The organism is Haloarcula sp. H-hyl2 (assembly GCF_056934385.1).
Genome location: NZ_JBRIIJ010000001.1, coordinates 1,337,407 through 1,352,128, shown reverse-complemented (window position 1 = coordinate 1,352,128; position 14,722 = coordinate 1,337,407). Strand labels below are relative to the sequence as shown.

The following is a 14,722-nucleotide window of genomic DNA, read 5'->3' as shown; positions in this document are numbered from 1 at the left end:
CATCTGTTCGACTGCCGTCGAAGTTCCATTCGCTGTTTGACGCAAAACGGAGCTTTTTCTTGGTGCGGAGTCACCTCTCGGCATGGGACTCGACGAGGACGCACTCGACTATCACAGTCAGGACCCACCAGGGAAGATCGAGATCGCGACGACGAAACCGACCAACACGCAGCGGGACCTCTCGCTCGCGTACTCGCCAGGCGTCGCCGCTCCCTGTGAGGAGATCGCCGCCGACCGGGAACGAGCCTACACCTACACGGCGAAGGGCAATCTCGTGGGTGTCGTCTCGAACGGTTCTGCCGTGCTCGGACTCGGCGACATCGGCCCCGAGGCCTCCAAGCCCGTCATGGAGGGCAAAGGAGTCCTGTTCAAGCGGTTCGCCGACATCGACGTCTTCGACATCGAACTCGACACCCACGACGTCGACACGATGGTCCAGACCATCAGCACGATGGGACCGACCTTCGGCGGGATCAACTTAGAGGACATCAAGGCGCCGGAATGTTTCGAGATCGAGCGCCGTCTCCGCGACCAGATGGACATCCCCGTCTTCCACGACGACCAGCACGGCACCGCGATCATCTCCGGTGCTGCGCTGTTGAACGCCGCCGACATCGCCGACAAGGACCTCGCGGACCTCGACATCGTCTTCTCCGGGGCGGGCGCGTCGGCTATCGCGACCGCGCGCTTCTACGTCTCGCTCGGTGCCGACAAGCGCAACATCACGATGTGTGACTCCTCGGGTATCATCACGACCGAGCGGGCCGAGACCGAGGGACTCAACAAGTTCAAACGCGAGTTCGCCAGTGACGTCCCCGACGGCGACCTGGCGGACGCGATGGCCGGCGCGGACGTCTTCGTCGGCCTCTCGATCGGTGGCATCGTCGACGAGACGATGGTCCAATCGATGGCCAGCGATCCGATCGTCTTCGCGATGGCCAACCCCGACCCGGAGATCGACTACGAGACGGCAAAGCAGGCACGGGACGACACTGTCATCATGGCGACCGGGCGCTCGGACTACCCGAACCAGGTCAACAACGTGCTGGGCTTCCCGTTCATCTTCCGTGGCGCGCTCGACGTGCGTGCGACCGAGATCAACGAGGCGATGAAGGTCGCCGCCGCCGAAGCGCTGGCGGAGTTGGCCCGCCAGGACGTCCCCGACGCCGTCGTCAAGGCCTACGGGGATCAGCCACTGCAGTTCGGCCCCGACTACATCATCCCGAAGCCGCTGGACCCGCGGGTCCTGTTCCAGGTGACACCCGCGGTCGCGCGGGCCGCGATGGACAGCGGCGCCGCACGGAAGGAGCTCGACCTGAACGCCTACGTCGAACGGCTGGAGGCCCGTTTGGGCAAGTCCAGAGAGATGATGCGTGTGGTGTTGAACAAGGCAAAGAGCGATCCCAAACGGGTGGTGCTTGCGGAGGGCCACGACGAGAAGATGATTCGGGCGGCCTACCAACTGGTCGAACAGGGTATCGCCGAACCGATCCTGCTGGGCGATGCCGACGAGATCGAGGCCACCCGTCGGCGGTTCGGCCTGGAGTTCGATCCCGTCGTCGTCGACCCCGAAAGCGCCGACGTCGACGCCTACGCCGACCGTCTCTACGAACTCCGCCAGCGCAAGGGGATCACCCGACGCGAGGCCGAGGACCTGGTCCGTGACAGCAACTATCTCGGCAGCGTGATGGTCGAGATGGACGACGCCGACGCGATGCTGACGGGGTTGACCCACCACTATCCGTCGGCGCTGCGACCGCCGCTACAGGTCATCGGCACCGCCGAGGACGCCGACTACGCCGCCGGCGTCTACATGCTGACGTTCAAGAACCGCGTGGTGTTCTGTGCGGACACGACCGTCAACCAGGACCCCGACGCGGCGGTTCTAGCCGAGGTGACCAAACACACTGCCGATCTGGCCCGGCGGTTCAACGTCGAGCCACGCGCCGCGATGCTGTCGTACTCGAACTTCGGGAGCGTCGACAACCCGGGGACGCGGAAGCCACGACGGGCGGTCCAGCGGCTCCAGGAGGACGACGACGTCGATTTCCAGGTCGACGGCGAGATGCAGGCCGACACCGCGGTCGTCGAGGAGATCATCGACGACACCTACGAGTTCGCAGACCTCGACGGCCCCGCGAACGTGCTCGTCTTCCCGAACCTCGAAGCGGGCAACATCGGCTACAAACTGCTCCAGCGACTCGGCGGGGCAGAGGCCATCGGCCCGATGCTGGTCGGGATGGACAAACCGGTCCACGTCCTCCAGCGAGGCGACGAGGTCAAGGACATCGTGAACCTGGCGGGCGTCGCGGTCGTGGACGCGCAGGCGGAGTAGCGCGCGTTCCGGCAGTGTCGCTGTTCGAGGAACGTGTCTACAGAGAGTGGTCCGTGCAGGCCGTCAGCGGTTCGACCGACGCCCACCCGTCGGCGGGTTCAGGAACAGGGCGTCGGCGACACCGACTGAACCTGCGAGCGCTGCCACGGTCAGGGCCGTCTGGACGGGGAGACCGACCACGTGGGCCACGAGGATCGTCGACACGAACGCGACAGGGATGAGCGCGAGCACCACGTCGTACCGGGTCACCGACGACAGCCCTGACTGCTCGGGCGACTGTTCACCGCGTCGACGAGTGCTGCCGCTACGCGTACTCACACTCATTCACCTCTCAGGTGATACTATGTGGACAATCCGACTTAATCTTTACTCGCATGGCGTTCTCCGAATTCATTCGGAGAGTTGGAATACTATCGCCATAACTTACGCGTAGCTTCCAAGATGATACGATATCTGTCTAGCGTGGTGGAACAAACGGTTCGCGACAGATCGGGCCGTCAGCGGAAGTAGCGGAACCGCCCGATGGGCCGACGATGTGTCAAGAACTGGCTACGATCGCGGGAGGGAACGCTCGGGGTGGGGCGAACCGACCACGCTTCCGGCAGTGTCCAGTCTCAGTCGGACGCGCCGCCCCGCTCGGATCGGGATGGCGGTGGGACTTGGTCGTCGGTGGTGGCGGTCTGGGGCATCACACAGCGGTCGGGTTCACCGTTGACGTGGGCGTACTGGTCTGGCGCGTTCGCCAGCGGGTGGGCCGGATTCCGGTCCCCCGAAATCCGGGCCGCCCGGACCTCGTCGAAGCCGTTCAGTCGAGCCTGGATACCACGCCAGTGCAGCCCCGTCCCGCCCGGCACGGAGACGGCGTGTGGCGGGTCGTAGACGGAGCCGTGTGTCGCGAGGACCTCCGCGTTGACGTTCCCCGCCAGTTGGTCGTGGTCGATGAGCAACCCGATACGGGCGTCCGCCGGTGCCCGTGTGGCCAGGACGTCGAGTCCGAGGTGGAGCGCGCGGTACTCCGCCACGTTGTTGTCCGGGGCTGTGTCGGGGACCGACAGTCGCGTGACACGTTCGCCGTCGAAGGTCTCGATGACGATACCCAGTCCGGCACCGGGGCTGACGGACTCGCCAGTGTGGGGTCTGTAGGAACCGTCTGTGGCGAGATAGAAGTCCCGGTGATGGCTTCGGGGTGGGTGGGCGATGTGCGGCGTCGGTGATTCATCGAACAGGTCTCGAAGCGTCGGCCGGCCATAAGCGGCCATACACCCCCTTGACGGTGTGGGGTATTAAATATACGGCTCCGAACAGCCGGATTCAAGCGGTGTCAACGGTCGACTGCGGCTACTTGTGGGTGAAAAGCACCACGTTGCCGTCGTGGGTTGTCGTACAGAGGTCCATCTCGAAGTCGAGGTTGAGCGACGTGAACTCCTGTTTACAGACCACCATGTCGTCGAACGGCGTCTCGCACGACGGACAGGCGACGGCGGTGGTGTTCTGGTACGACTTGATCGCCTCGTTGTCCTCGCGCGGCGTCAACGAGGAGACGAGTTCGTCGAAGTCCTCCATACCCTGCGTGGCGGCGGCTGTGGGTATAAATCACACGCCACCGTGCTTGATGGAGTTCACTGTAGCACTCACAAGCTCTGAGAGCTAGAAGCCCCGGCTGGAACCAGCCGGCCCTTTCTGGCTGTCATATTTCGAGTCTCTTCACTACACACTGTGCCGTTCCGGTGCGTTAATGACTGCCTGGGAGCGTGGTCCCACCCATGCACGACACCCGGTTCGTCCTGGCAGCGGGGACGACGGAGACAGCCACGCGGGACGGCATCAGCGCTGCCGGTGCCGACCCGGACGCTGTCGCGACGACCCCATCGGCGGACGCGGAGTTGCTCACGTACGGTCAGCCAGTCAGGACCGACACCGTCCCTGTCAGTCCCAGCGGCTGTCCGACACCGGCGCTGGTCACGCGAGCGATCCGGTCGCTCGTCGGGTTCGAGGTGACCGTCGTCGACGCGGGGCTGGTCGAACCCACGGCCGCACCCACGGTGTCGGTCGGTGCGAAACCCGGCCGGGACATCACCGAGCAGGACACGGTCCCGACGGCCTACGGTGCCTTCGAGGCCGCTCGACAGTTCGGGCGCGCTCTGCCGAACGACGAACTCTGGCTCGCGGAGACGATACCCGGTGGGACGACGACGGCCCTGGGCGTCCTGACCGCGCTCGGCGAGGACGTGATGGTCTCCTCGTCGCTGCCGGAGAACCCCATCGAGCGCAAACGCGACCTCGTCTCCGAGGGGCTAGCGGCGAGTTCGCTCGACCGTGGCGACGCCGACGGCCAGCCGAAACGGGCACTCCGACGGATGGGTGACCCGGTGCTGGCGACGCTCGCTGGCCTGACTGCTGGCGCCGTCGAGACCGATACTGCGGTGACGCTGGCGGGCGGGAGCCAGCAACTGGCCGTCGCGGCGCTGGTCCGACACGGCGGCTACGAGGGGCCGCTCTCGTTGGCGACGACGAGCTACGTCGCCGACGACCCGACGGCCGACCTGCGGGCGGGCGCCGAGCAGTTCGATCTGGACCTGACAGTGACCGACCCCGGCTTCGACGGCCAGAACCACGTCGGCATGGAGCGGTTCGTCGCGGGCGAGGCCAAGGAGGGCGTGGGCATGGGTGGCGCGCTCTCGCTCGCCAACCGTGCGGGCCTCCCGATGGCCGACGTCCGGGCGGCGTTCGCCGACATCTACGACGACCTGCTGGACCGATGAAGGGAGTCGTCCTCGCCGGCACCAACTCCGGCGTCGGCAAGACCGTCGCCACGCTCGCGACGCTCACCGCGTTCGAGGCGGCCGGCTACGACCCCCAGCCGGCCAAGGCCGGCCCGGACTTCATCGACCCGAGCCATCACCGGGCGGTGACTGGCACCCCCTCACGGAGTCTCGACCCCTGGCTCGCTGGCGACGAGGGGACCCGCCGGACCTACTGGCGCGGAACGGGCGACGTCTGCGTGGTCGAGGGTATGATGGGGCTCTACGACGGCAGCGTGTGTTCGACGGCGCGGGTCGCGGCCTGTCTCGACCTCCCGGTCGTCCTCGTCGTCGACGCGAGCGCGGGCATGGAGAGCGTCGCTGCGACAGCGCTGGGATTCCGAGCGTACGCCGAACGCGTCGCACCGGACATCGACGTCGTCGGCGTCCTCGCCCAGCGGGCCCACGGCGGGCGTCACGCTGAGGGGATACGCGAGGCGCTGCCAGAGGAACTGACCTACTTCGGGCGGATTCCACCCCTGGAGGACCTGTCGATCTCGGACCGCCATCTCGGCCTGGTGATGGGCGAGGAACAGACCGTCGACGAGGACGCGCTGACGACGGCGGCCGAGACAATCCGGGTCGACCGCCTCGTCGAGGCGATGCGACCCGCTGTGGGGCCTGCCGACGGTGGCCAGGACGGTTCGGAGGGAGACGAGAGCCCTGACGGCTCGACAGTGGCCGTCGCCAGGGACGGCGCCTTCTGTTTCGTCTACCCGTCGACCGTCGACCGGTTGCGGGCCGCCGGCACCGTCGAACAGTTCTCGCCCGTCGCCGGCGACCCGGTACCCGATGCCGACGCCGTCTACCTCCCCGGCGGCTACCCGGAACGGTTCGGGCCGACCCTCGCTGGATCGGTCACGCTGGACGAACTGGCGGACGAGGCGGCCGCAGGGACGCCGATCTACGGCGAGTGTGGCGGGTTCATGGCGCTGTCCGAATCGCTCACGACCGTCGACGGCGACCGCTACGAGATGGCCGGCGTCCTCCCAGCCGCCGTCGAGATGCGCGACCGCTACCAGGCGCTCGACCACGTTGAACTCTGCGCCCGGTCGGACACCGTGACAGCGAGTGCGGGCGAGTGCCGCCGGGGCCACGAGTTCCACTACTCCGAGGCGTCGCTGGCTCGCGACGCCACGCTGGCGTTCGAGGTCGTCCGCGGCGAGGGTGTCGACGGCGAGCGCGACGGACTGACCGAGTACCGGACGCTCGGGACCTACGCCCACTGCCACGCCGAGAGCGGGGCGTTCGACGCGTTCCTATCAGCGAGCTACGATTGAGGTGCTCGGTGTTCGTACCCGGCTCGGGCCGTCAGACGCCCGCAACCTTTTTTCCTATATGGATTCGTGATAGGTACAATGAACGAGTTGCAGGACCTGTTGGGCGACGTCGTCGCCGATGTCGACGCGGTGTTCCTCTTTTCGCCGACGGCGGCGTTCTACGAGCAGTTCGCGGACGTGACCGAGATCCCCGTGGTTGTGGTCGCGGCCGAGAACACGGTCGGCGCCGAAGAGTACGTCGAACTCCCCATCGAGTTCATCGACCTCGAAGGGCGCGTCCGCTTCGGTATCGAGGGGGCCCTGGAGCGCGAGGTCGTCGAGGAGGGCGATGAGATCGTCTGTGTCACCGATCTGTTCGGCGGCACCTCGAACTCGATCCTCCGAGTCCAGACCGACACGTTCTCGCCCTCGGGCGTCTACGATCTGTTCACCAACTCCCGAGCCGAACCCGGTGTCGTCCGTGACGTCCTCGAAGTCGCCATCGAACTGGGCAAGAAGGGCCAGAAGGGCAAGCCCGTCGGTGCCCTGTTCGTCGTCGGGGACGCCGGCAAGGTGATGAACAAGTCCCGACCGCTCTCGTACAACCCCTTCGAGAAATCTCACGTCCACGTAGGTGACCCGATCGTCAACGTGATGCTCAAGGAGTTCTCGCGGCTGGACGGCGCCTTTATCATCTCTGACTCCGGCAAGATCGTCTCGGCGTACCGGTATCTCGAACCGTCCGCCGAGGGCGTCGACATCCCGAAGGGACTCGGTGCCCGGCACATGGCCGGCGGCGCTATTACCCGCGATACCAACGCGACCGCCATCGTCCTCTCCGAGAGCGACGGGATGGTCCGGGCGTTCAAGGGCGGTGAACTCGTTCTGGAGATCGATCCAGAGGAGTACTGACGATGCAGTCTGGATTCAACTGGCCGGACCTGATTCGGCGCCTCTTCTCCCCGGAGGGAACGTTCGTCGTCTCGGTCGCCGTCCTCGTCCTGGGTGTCATCGTCGGCTACCTGGTCTGGCGGACCTCACGTCGGTTCATGGACGAACTCGGCGTCCAGGAAGCTGTCGAGGGGACGCCGTTCGAACGGACCGCGCGGAGTCTCGGCACCTCGACGGTCGGGTTGATATCGAACCTCGCCGCACTCTTCATCTACGTCATCGCCATCACGATCGCGCTCAACATCGCCCAGTTGGTCAGTCCCGAGGCCTACTGGGCACGCCTTACCGACTTCCTCCCGGACCTGTTCATCGCTGCGTTCGCTATCATCGTCGGGCTCATCGCCGCCGACAAGGCGAAACTCGTCATCTCCGAGCGACTCCGGAGCGTCAAGATGCCCGAGGCGACGGTGCTGCCGGAACTGGTCAAGTACAGCATCATCTACCTCGCGCTGCTCATCGCGCTGGGCCAACTCGGTGTCGACACGCTCGCGCTGCTCATCCTGCTGGCTGCGTACGCGTTCGGGCTGGTCTTCCTCTGTGGGCTGGCGTTCCGGGACCTGCTCTCGTCCGGTGCGGCCGGTATCTATCTCCTGCTGACTGAACCCTACAGCATCGGCGACGAGGTGATCATCGACGACCACGAGGGGATCGTCCAGGAGGTCGATATGTTCGTCACGCACGTCGAGAGCGACGGCCAGGAGTACATCATCCCCAACCAACAGGTGTTCAAATCCGGAATCGTCCGCGTGCGGAACTAGTCGGGCGACTGCTCGCCACCGACCGAAGTGGCCGGTACACCGGCGACCGTCGTCCCCGGCGGGACGTCCGCTGCGACGAGCGAGTTCGCAGCCACCTGTGCGTCTGCTCCGATCTCGACGCCGGGGAGGACGATGGCACCAGCACCGACCATCGCTCGCTCTCCGACGACGACCTCGCCGGTCCGGTACTCGTCCTGCAGGAACTCGTGACACAGCAGCGTCGCGTCGTAGCCCACGATGGCGTCGTCTTCGAGGGTGATCAGTTCCGGGAAGAACACGTCCGGCGTCGCGGTCAGACCCAGCGAGACCCCCTGGCCGACGGTCGCACCAAGGCGACGCAACAGCCAGTTCTTGAACTGCAGGCTCGGCGAGTACCGGACGATCCAGACGAGCACGGCGTTGACGAGCAACCCGATCGGGGACTTGGCGTTCGGCCAGTGCATCAGCGAGTTCCGTGGTCCCGGCGTCGGGTACCGCGTGAGACGGTCGTGACGGCTCTCGACACGCTCTCGCTCGCTCTCGCCGTCTCCGTGGTCCTGGTCGCTACTCGTGGCGTCGCTCACGGTGCCCCGTAGGCGGGGCGCGCCCTTGAACGCCTCGCTAGCGCCGCCAGAACGTCGGGGTCAACAGCACCAGCACGGGGACGATCTCGATCCGGCCGATCCACATCAGCAGGAACATCAGGACCTTGCTCGACCGGGCGAACCCCTCGTAGGTCCCGTAGGGACCTGCCTGTCCGAACGCCGGGCCGATGTTGAAGAACATCGAGGCCGCCGCCGAGAGCGCCTCGAACTCGGTCAGCGGGACGTCGGTCCGCTCGCCGTCGGCGACGAGGAGCACCGTCCCGACGAGGAAGAAGACGAACGCGACCAGCGTGTAGGCGTAGACGTCCCGGACGGTGGACTCGTCGATGACCTCCTCGCCCAGGCGGACCGGGACGATGCTCCGCGGGTGGGCGGCGACGTTGAGGTCCCGCCAGAACGACTTGGTGACGATGAGCCAGCGCAGCGCCTTCAGCGAGCACGTCGTGCTCCCAGCCATCCCGCCGATGAACATACAACTGAACAGGACGTGCTTGGAGGCCGAGGACCAGGTGTTGAAATCCGTCGACGCGTAGCCCGTCGTCGTCACGATCGAGGCAGTCTGGAAGACGGCGTGTCGGACGGTCGGTTCGACGCCGCCGGCGATGGTCTCGTTGGCGACCAGCAGTCCCGTCACGAGGAGACTGACCGAGACGAGGATGCCGACGTAGAACCGGAACTCCGGGCTCCCTCGGAGGCGGCCCACGTCGCCACGGAGCACCGCGTAGATCAGGACGAAGTTCGTCGCGCCGACGACCATGAAGACGACCGTGGCCCACTGGACGGCCGGCGAGAAGGCCCCGAGACTCTCCGCCCGCGGGGAGAACCCGGCGGTTGCGATGGACGTCAGCGCGTGAGCGATGGCGTCGTAGACAGTCATGTTCGGCGCGAAACCGAGCCAGCCGAGTGCGAGCAGGACGAGCGCCGCGCCTGCGGTCAGCGCCAGATAGAGGCGACCGAGGATCTTCGCGGTGTCCTCGATGCCCGGTGTGAGCTTCGTGACGTCCTTGGCGCGGGATTCGGTCTCCATCAACTGCGCACCTGCGACCGAGAGCCGCGAGAGCACAGCGGTCGCCAGCAACAGCACGCCGAGTCCACCCAGCCACTGGAGCACCTGCCGCCACATCAGGAGCGCCCGCGAGTGCGCGTCGAAGTCCCGGATGACGGTCGCTCCTGTCGTCGTGATCCCGCTCATTCCCTCGAAGGCAGCATTGACGGGCTTCTCGAAGACGCCGGTTCCCTCGATTGCCATGGGAAGCGCGCCGATAAGCGCGATCGACAGCCACGCCAGCGACACAGTGAGGAACGCCTCCCGGGCGTCGATCTGTCGCCGCGGGAGTTGTGCCAGGGTCGTCCCGACGCCCAGCGACACGGCGATAGCGGCGAGATACGGTGTCGGCGATTCACCGTACGCCAGGGCGACCACCACGGGGACGAGCAGCGGGATGGTCAGATACTGCAGGATAGAGCCCAGGACGTTCCCCGAGGACCGCAGGTCGACGTTGGTCAGCGCCACGTTCGGCCACCACCGTTCGGGGGACCGGTACTCGTGGACAGAGGCTGGCCGATCACGAAGGCCGCTACTCGGAGGAGGCTCTTGAAACCCACCGCAGGCCCAGGGTCCAGCAGGTCAGTGGTCGCCGCGGATCTCGGCCATGTGGTCGATCCGCTGCTGAACGAGATTGGCTTTCCCGATGTCGTGACGGACCCGGAGCCCCTCGGTACCGGCACGCTGGAGCGCGTCCTCGGCGATCGCTTCGGCCTCGCCGATGGTGTCGGCGACGCCCACGACCGCGTACGAGCGCGAGGTCGTGGTGTAGATTCCGTCCTCGCGCTCGTCGACGCTCGCGTAGAACAGCAGCGCGTCGCCGGCGTTGTCCGCGTCGATGGTCACTCGGGCACCCGCCTTCGGTTCGGTCGGGTAGCCGTCGGGGACGGCGTACTTACAGACCGTCGCCTTGGGCTGGAAGGACAGTTGTGGGAGCGACTCCTCGGCCCGTGCCGCGACCAGTACGTCGAGGAACGGCGTGTTCAGGACCGGCAGCGTGTTCATGGCCTCGGGGTCGCCAAAGCGTGCGTTGAACTCGACGACCTTCGGTCCCGCGTCGGTGAGCATGAACTGCCCGTAGAGGACGCCCTTGTAGCCGTCGAGCGCGTCGACGGTCGCCTCGATGACGTCGACGGCGGCCATGTAGTCGTCCTCGTCCATGAACGGCAGGGCCAGGCCGGCGTCGGAGTAGCTCCCCATCCCGCCGGTGTTCGGTCCCTCGTCGCCCTCGTAGGCACGTTTGTGGTCCTGGACGGCCGGCGTGACCCGTACCTCACCGTTGGCGACGAACGCCTGGACGGTGAACTCCTCGCCGACGAGCCGTTCTTCGAGGACGATGCGGTCGTAATCGGACTCGCGGATGTACTGTTTCGCTTCCTCCTTGGTGATCTGGTCGCCCGTGACGCGGACGCCCTTCCCGCCGGTGAGACCGGCCGGTTTGACCGCGAGGTCGCCGTCGTAGTCGTCGACGTAGTCGCAGGCGGCCTCCATGTCCTCGAAGGTCGCGAAGTCCGGGCAGCCCGGGATGTCGTTCTCGCGCATGAAGCGGCGCTGGAATGCCTTGTCAGTCTCGATGCGGGCCTCGGAGGCCTGTGGACCGAAGGCGTAGATGCCGGCGTCGTCGAGCGCGTCGGCGACGCCAGCGGCCAGCGGGGCCTCCGGGCCGACGACGGCCAGCGTCGCGTCGACCTCGCGTGCGTAGGTCGTCACGGCCGTCGGGTTGGTCGTATCGAGCGTCTCGAAGCCCTCGGCGAGTTCGGCGATCCCGGGATTCCGGTTGCCGGCACAGGCGTAGAGGTCGGCGTCCGACTCTCCGAGCGCACGGGCGACGGCGTGTTCGCGGCCCCCGCCACCCACGAGCAGCACTGTCTCTGTCATGTCCGAATCCGCGACGGGGACCGACGTAAGTATTGCTCTCTCGGGGCGGCGGCGTCACTCCCGCAGCCCTGCCGGCTCGCCGTCCGCTTCCGGTCGGCGCGGTTCCGCAGACACCACGAAGACCAGCGCCGTCAGCGCGACGAACAGGCCACCCACGTACAGGCAGTCGGCCAGCCACGGTGTCGAGAACCGCGCGGTGGAACGGAACCCCCGCTCGGCGAGGCGGAGGTCGGTGCCGAGGCCAGCCACGGCCAGCGTCCCGCCGCCGAAGGCGAGCAACCGGCTCATCGCCGTGGTTCTGTCGTGGCTCCGCAGGCCCACTGCGGCCACCGGGACGGCCAGGAGTGCGACCGCTATGGCGCTTCCCGGTACGGTTGCCGCGGCGGAGAGCGGGTGCGACCGTGCGAGGTCGGGCAGGAGGAACCCCGCTGTCGTGAGCGCCAGCCCCAGCACTATCAGGACGAAGAAGAGCGCGTACGCTGCTCCCTCCTCGGTCGAGTACCGACCGCGGCGGACCAGCCAGAGCGAGAACCCCGCCGGGAGCAACAGCCCGATAGCTTGTGGCAGGAAACCCTGACTGGCCACGAACAGCGACACTGGGACCGTCAGCACCCAGACGTATCCCGCGACGAACAGCCCGAGGTAGGTCCAGGCGTTCAGCCGATCCGGCATCTTGAGGGTACCATCGACGGGAGAGACGAACCAGCCGAGGAACACTGTCGCCGGCGACGGCTCCGAAAGCCCGAACGCCCGACGGTAGCCGATCATCGCGATGCCCCCGACGATAGTGACCGCAGCGGCCCCGAAGAGGCCGATCGCGAGAGCGGGCCAGGCGAGTGCGAGGGCCAGCAGACATCCACCCCCGACCGCGAGAAACCGTCCAATCATACTCGATCCGACACGACCACGAACTGTAAACGTTCTGCCACCCCCCTCCGGCGCGTCCCTTTTCCCCGCGGCACTCCGAGGGGGAGCCATGAGCGACACGCCCACGTCACGGAACCGGCTCGACGAGGCACAGAGCCCGTATCTCCGACAGCACGCCGACAACCCGGTCAACTGGCAGCCCTGGGACGAGCAGGCACTCGACGCCGCTCGCGAGCAGGACAAACCCATCTTCCTCTCGATCGGCTACGCCGCCTGTCACTGGTGTCACGTCATGGAGGAGGAGAGCTTCCAGGACGAAGAGATCGCGGCCATCCTCAACGAACAGTTCGTCCCGATCAAGGTCGACCGGGAGGAACGGCCCGACATCGATAGCGTCTACATGAGCATCTGCCAGCAGGTGACCGGCGGGGGTGGCTGGCCGCTGTCGGCCTGGCTCACACCCGAGGGAAAGCCGTTCTACGTGGGGACGTACTTCCCGCCAGAACCGAAACGCGGGCAACCGGGCTTCGGTGACTTGCTCTCGAACCTGGCCGACTCCTGGGCCGACCCCGAGGACCGCGCGGAGATGGAGAACCGCGCCCAGCAGTGGACCGACGCCATCGAGAGCGACCTGGAGGCCACACCCGACAGCCCCGAAGACCCCGCCGAGAACCTGATCCAGACCGCGGCGACCATCGCCCACCGCGGGGCCGACCGGCAGGACGGCGGCTGGGGGTCGGGCGGGCCGAAGTTCCCCCAGACCGGGCGACTCCACGCGCTCCTGCGGGCGCACGCCGACGGGGGTGACGAGGACTACCTCGCCGTCGTCGAGGAGACGCTGGACGTGATGGCCGACCGAGGGCTCTACGACCACGTCGGCGGCGGGTTCCACCGCTACTCGACCGACCAGCAGTGGGCGGTCCCACACTTCGAGAAGATGCTCTACGACAACGCCGAGATTCCCCGTGCCTTCCTGGCGGGCTATCAGGCCATCGGGTCCGAGCGGTACGCCAGCGTCGTCCGGGAGACGTTCGCGTTCGTCCAGCGGGAACTGACCCACGACGACGGCGGGTTCTTCAGCACGCTCGACGCGGTGAGCCGGCCGCCGAGCGACCCCGAGGGCGACACCGAGGAGGGCGCGTTCTACGTCTGGACGCCCGAGCAGGTCCACGCGGCCGTCGCCGACGAGACGACGGCGGAGCTGTTCTGTGAGTACTACGGCGTCACAGACCGCGGCAACTTCGAGGGGGCGACCGTGCTGGGCGTTCGCAAGCCGCTGTCGGTGCTCGCGGAGGAGTACGAGATGACCGAGGACGCCGTCACCGAGCGACTGGAGACGGCACTCGACGAAACCTTCGCGGCCCGCCAGGACCGACCGCGACCGGCCCGCGACGAGAAGATCCTCGCCGGCTGGAACGGGCTGATGATCCGGTCGCTCGCCGAGGGTGCGATCGTCCTCGACGAGGACTACGCCGAGCCGGCCGCCGACGCGCTCTCGTTCGTCCGCGAACACCTCTGGGACGCCCAGACGGGGCGGCTCTCGCGACGGTACAAGGACGGCGACGTCGCTATCGACGGCTACCTGGAGGACTACGCGTTCCTCGGCCGCGGGGCGCTGGCACTGTTCGAGGCCACCGGCGAGGTCGACCACCTCGCGTTCGCGATGGACCTGGCCGAGGCCATCACCGAGGCTTTCTGGGACGCCGACGAGGAGACGCTGTACTTCACGCCCACCGGCGGCGAGGCGCTCGTCGCCCGCCCGCAGGAACTGACCGACCACTCGACGCCCTCCAGTACCGGCGTCGCCGTCGACCTCCTGCTCGCGCTGGATCACTTCCGTGACGACGACCGGTTCGAGACGGTCGCCGAGGCGGTCGTCCGCACGCACGCCAACCGGACCTCGGCGAACCCGCTCCAGCACGCCTCGCTCACGCTGGCGACGGATACGTACGAACAGGGCTCGCTGGAACTGACACTCGTCTGTGACCCGACCGCACCGCCGGCCGACTGGACCGACGCGCTCGCGTCGACGTACGTCCCGCGGCGGCTGGTGGCCTGGCGGCCGGCCGATGGGGACGCTTTCGACGCGTGGCTCGAAACCCTCGAACTATCTGCGGCACCGCCGATCTGGGCCGGTCGGGACCGCGATGACGGCGAGCCGACGGTCTACGCCTGTCGGAACTTCGCCTGCTCACCGCCACAGCACGACCTGACGGCGGCGCTAGAGTGGGGGCAGGAGTGAGA

At 67.1% G+C, this 14,722-nt stretch carries 13 protein-coding genes; 6 read left to right on the top strand and 7 right to left on the bottom strand.

Annotated elements, in window-relative coordinates; translation table 11 throughout:
* The first annotated feature begins 82 nt into the window (after nucleotides 1–82).
* Complete coding sequence (locus tag Hhyl2_RS06960) at nucleotides 83–2,335, top strand: NADP-dependent malic enzyme (RefSeq protein WP_483550013.1); 2,253 nt, start codon at nucleotides 83–85, stop codon at nucleotides 2,333–2,335.
* 63 nt (nucleotides 2,336–2,398) lie between these two features.
* Here Hhyl2_RS06960 and Hhyl2_RS06955 read toward each other — a convergent pair whose 3' ends face one another.
* The 3 genes from Hhyl2_RS06955 to Hhyl2_RS06945 form a co-directional block, all read right to left on the bottom strand.
* On the bottom strand, nucleotides 2,399–2,653 hold the full coding sequence (locus tag Hhyl2_RS06955; RefSeq protein WP_483550012.1) for a DUF8015 family protein: 255 nt from the start codon (nucleotides 2,651–2,653) through the stop codon (nucleotides 2,399–2,401).
* A gap of 296 nt (nucleotides 2,654–2,949) precedes the next feature.
* Entirely contained in the window at nucleotides 2,950–3,594 is a 645-nt protein-coding gene (locus tag Hhyl2_RS06950) for a ribonuclease H family protein (protein ID WP_483550011.1), read from the bottom strand.
* 79 nt (nucleotides 3,595–3,673) lie between these two features.
* Nucleotides 3,674–3,898: a DUF7385 family protein gene (locus Hhyl2_RS06945; protein ID WP_483550010.1), complete on the bottom strand. Its 225-nt coding sequence runs from the start codon at nucleotides 3,896–3,898 to the stop codon at nucleotides 3,674–3,676.
* 200 nt (nucleotides 3,899–4,098) lie between these two features.
* On the opposite strand from Hhyl2_RS06945, the gene cobT reads away from it, so the two are divergent.
* The 4 genes from cobT to Hhyl2_RS06925 all read left to right on the top strand — a co-directional run bounded on the left by cobT (nucleotide 4,099) and on the right by Hhyl2_RS06925 (nucleotide 8,104).
* Nucleotides 4,099–5,097, top strand: coding sequence for a nicotinate mononucleotide-dependent phosphoribosyltransferase CobT (gene cobT, locus Hhyl2_RS06940; RefSeq protein WP_483550008.1), 999 nt, complete (start codon nucleotides 4,099–4,101; stop codon nucleotides 5,095–5,097).
* The gene (locus tag Hhyl2_RS06935) at nucleotides 5,094–6,416 is read left to right on the top strand and encodes a cobyrinic acid a,c-diamide synthase (RefSeq protein ID WP_483550007.1); all 1,323 of its coding nucleotides are present in this window, start codon (nucleotides 5,094–5,096) and stop codon (nucleotides 6,414–6,416) included. Before cobT ends, Hhyl2_RS06935 begins: the two co-directional genes overlap by 4 nt.
* 78 nt (nucleotides 6,417–6,494) lie before the next feature.
* Nucleotides 6,495–7,307 (top strand): diadenylate cyclase DacZ, encoded by an 813-nt coding sequence (gene dacZ / locus Hhyl2_RS06930; protein WP_483550006.1) that lies wholly within the window; start codon nucleotides 6,495–6,497, stop codon nucleotides 7,305–7,307.
* 2 nt (nucleotides 7,308–7,309) lie between these two features.
* Complete coding sequence (locus Hhyl2_RS06925) at nucleotides 7,310–8,104, top strand: mechanosensitive ion channel domain-containing protein (RefSeq protein WP_483550005.1); 795 nt, start codon at nucleotides 7,310–7,312, stop codon at nucleotides 8,102–8,104.
* Here Hhyl2_RS06925 and Hhyl2_RS06920 read toward each other — a convergent pair.
* From Hhyl2_RS06920 to Hhyl2_RS06905, 4 genes are all read right to left on the bottom strand, one after another.
* The gene (locus tag Hhyl2_RS06920; protein ID WP_483550004.1) at nucleotides 8,101–8,667 is read right to left on the bottom strand and encodes an acyltransferase; all 567 of its coding nucleotides are present in this window, start codon (nucleotides 8,665–8,667) and stop codon (nucleotides 8,101–8,103) included. The genes Hhyl2_RS06925 and Hhyl2_RS06920 overlap by 4 nt on opposite strands.
* A 37-nt stretch (nucleotides 8,668–8,704) precedes the next feature.
* Nucleotides 8,705–10,201 (bottom strand): TrkH family potassium uptake protein, encoded by a 1,497-nt coding sequence (locus Hhyl2_RS06915; RefSeq protein ID WP_483550003.1) that lies wholly within the window; start codon nucleotides 10,199–10,201, stop codon nucleotides 8,705–8,707.
* Nucleotides 10,202–10,315: 114 nt separating this feature from the next.
* A complete protein-coding gene (purD, locus tag Hhyl2_RS06910; RefSeq protein ID WP_483550002.1) occupies nucleotides 10,316–11,611 on the bottom strand; it encodes a phosphoribosylamine--glycine ligase in 1,296 nt (431 codons plus the stop codon).
* Nucleotides 11,612–11,665: 54 nt separating this feature from the next.
* On the bottom strand, nucleotides 11,666–12,499 hold the full coding sequence (locus Hhyl2_RS06905) for a hypothetical protein (protein ID WP_483550001.1): 834 nt from the start codon (nucleotides 12,497–12,499) through the stop codon (nucleotides 11,666–11,668).
* A gap of 88 nt (nucleotides 12,500–12,587) precedes the next feature.
* Between Hhyl2_RS06905 and Hhyl2_RS06900 the strand changes: the two genes are divergently transcribed.
* A complete protein-coding gene (locus Hhyl2_RS06900) occupies nucleotides 12,588–14,720 on the top strand; it encodes a thioredoxin domain-containing protein (RefSeq protein WP_483550000.1) in 2,133 nt (710 codons plus the stop codon).
* The last annotated feature ends 2 nt before the right edge of the window (nucleotides 14,721–14,722 follow it).

Coding starts and splice junctions, on each gene's coding strand:
- Hhyl2_RS06960 (WP_483550013.1), top strand. CDS start 83: ATGGGACTCGACGAGGACGCACTCGACTATCACAGTCAGGACCCACCA.
- Hhyl2_RS06950 (WP_483550011.1), bottom strand. CDS start 3,594: ATGGCCGCTTATGGCCGGCCGACGCTTCGAGACCTGTTCGATGAATCA.
- Hhyl2_RS06945 (WP_483550010.1), bottom strand. CDS start 3,898: ATGGAGGACTTCGACGAACTCGTCTCCTCGTTGACGCCGCGCGAGGAC.
- cobT (WP_483550008.1), top strand. CDS start 4,099: ATGCACGACACCCGGTTCGTCCTGGCAGCGGGGACGACGGAGACAGCC.
- Hhyl2_RS06935 (WP_483550007.1), top strand. CDS start 5,094: ATGAAGGGAGTCGTCCTCGCCGGCACCAACTCCGGCGTCGGCAAGACC.
- dacZ (WP_483550006.1), top strand. CDS start 6,495: ATGAACGAGTTGCAGGACCTGTTGGGCGACGTCGTCGCCGATGTCGAC.
- Hhyl2_RS06925 (WP_483550005.1), top strand. CDS start 7,310: ATGCAGTCTGGATTCAACTGGCCGGACCTGATTCGGCGCCTCTTCTCC.
- purD (WP_483550002.1), bottom strand. CDS start 11,611: ATGACAGAGACAGTGCTGCTCGTGGGTGGCGGGGGCCGCGAACACGCC.
- Hhyl2_RS06905 (WP_483550001.1), bottom strand. CDS start 12,499: ATGATTGGACGGTTTCTCGCGGTCGGGGGTGGATGTCTGCTGGCCCTC.
- Hhyl2_RS06900 (WP_483550000.1), top strand. CDS start 12,588: ATGAGCGACACGCCCACGTCACGGAACCGGCTCGACGAGGCACAGAGC.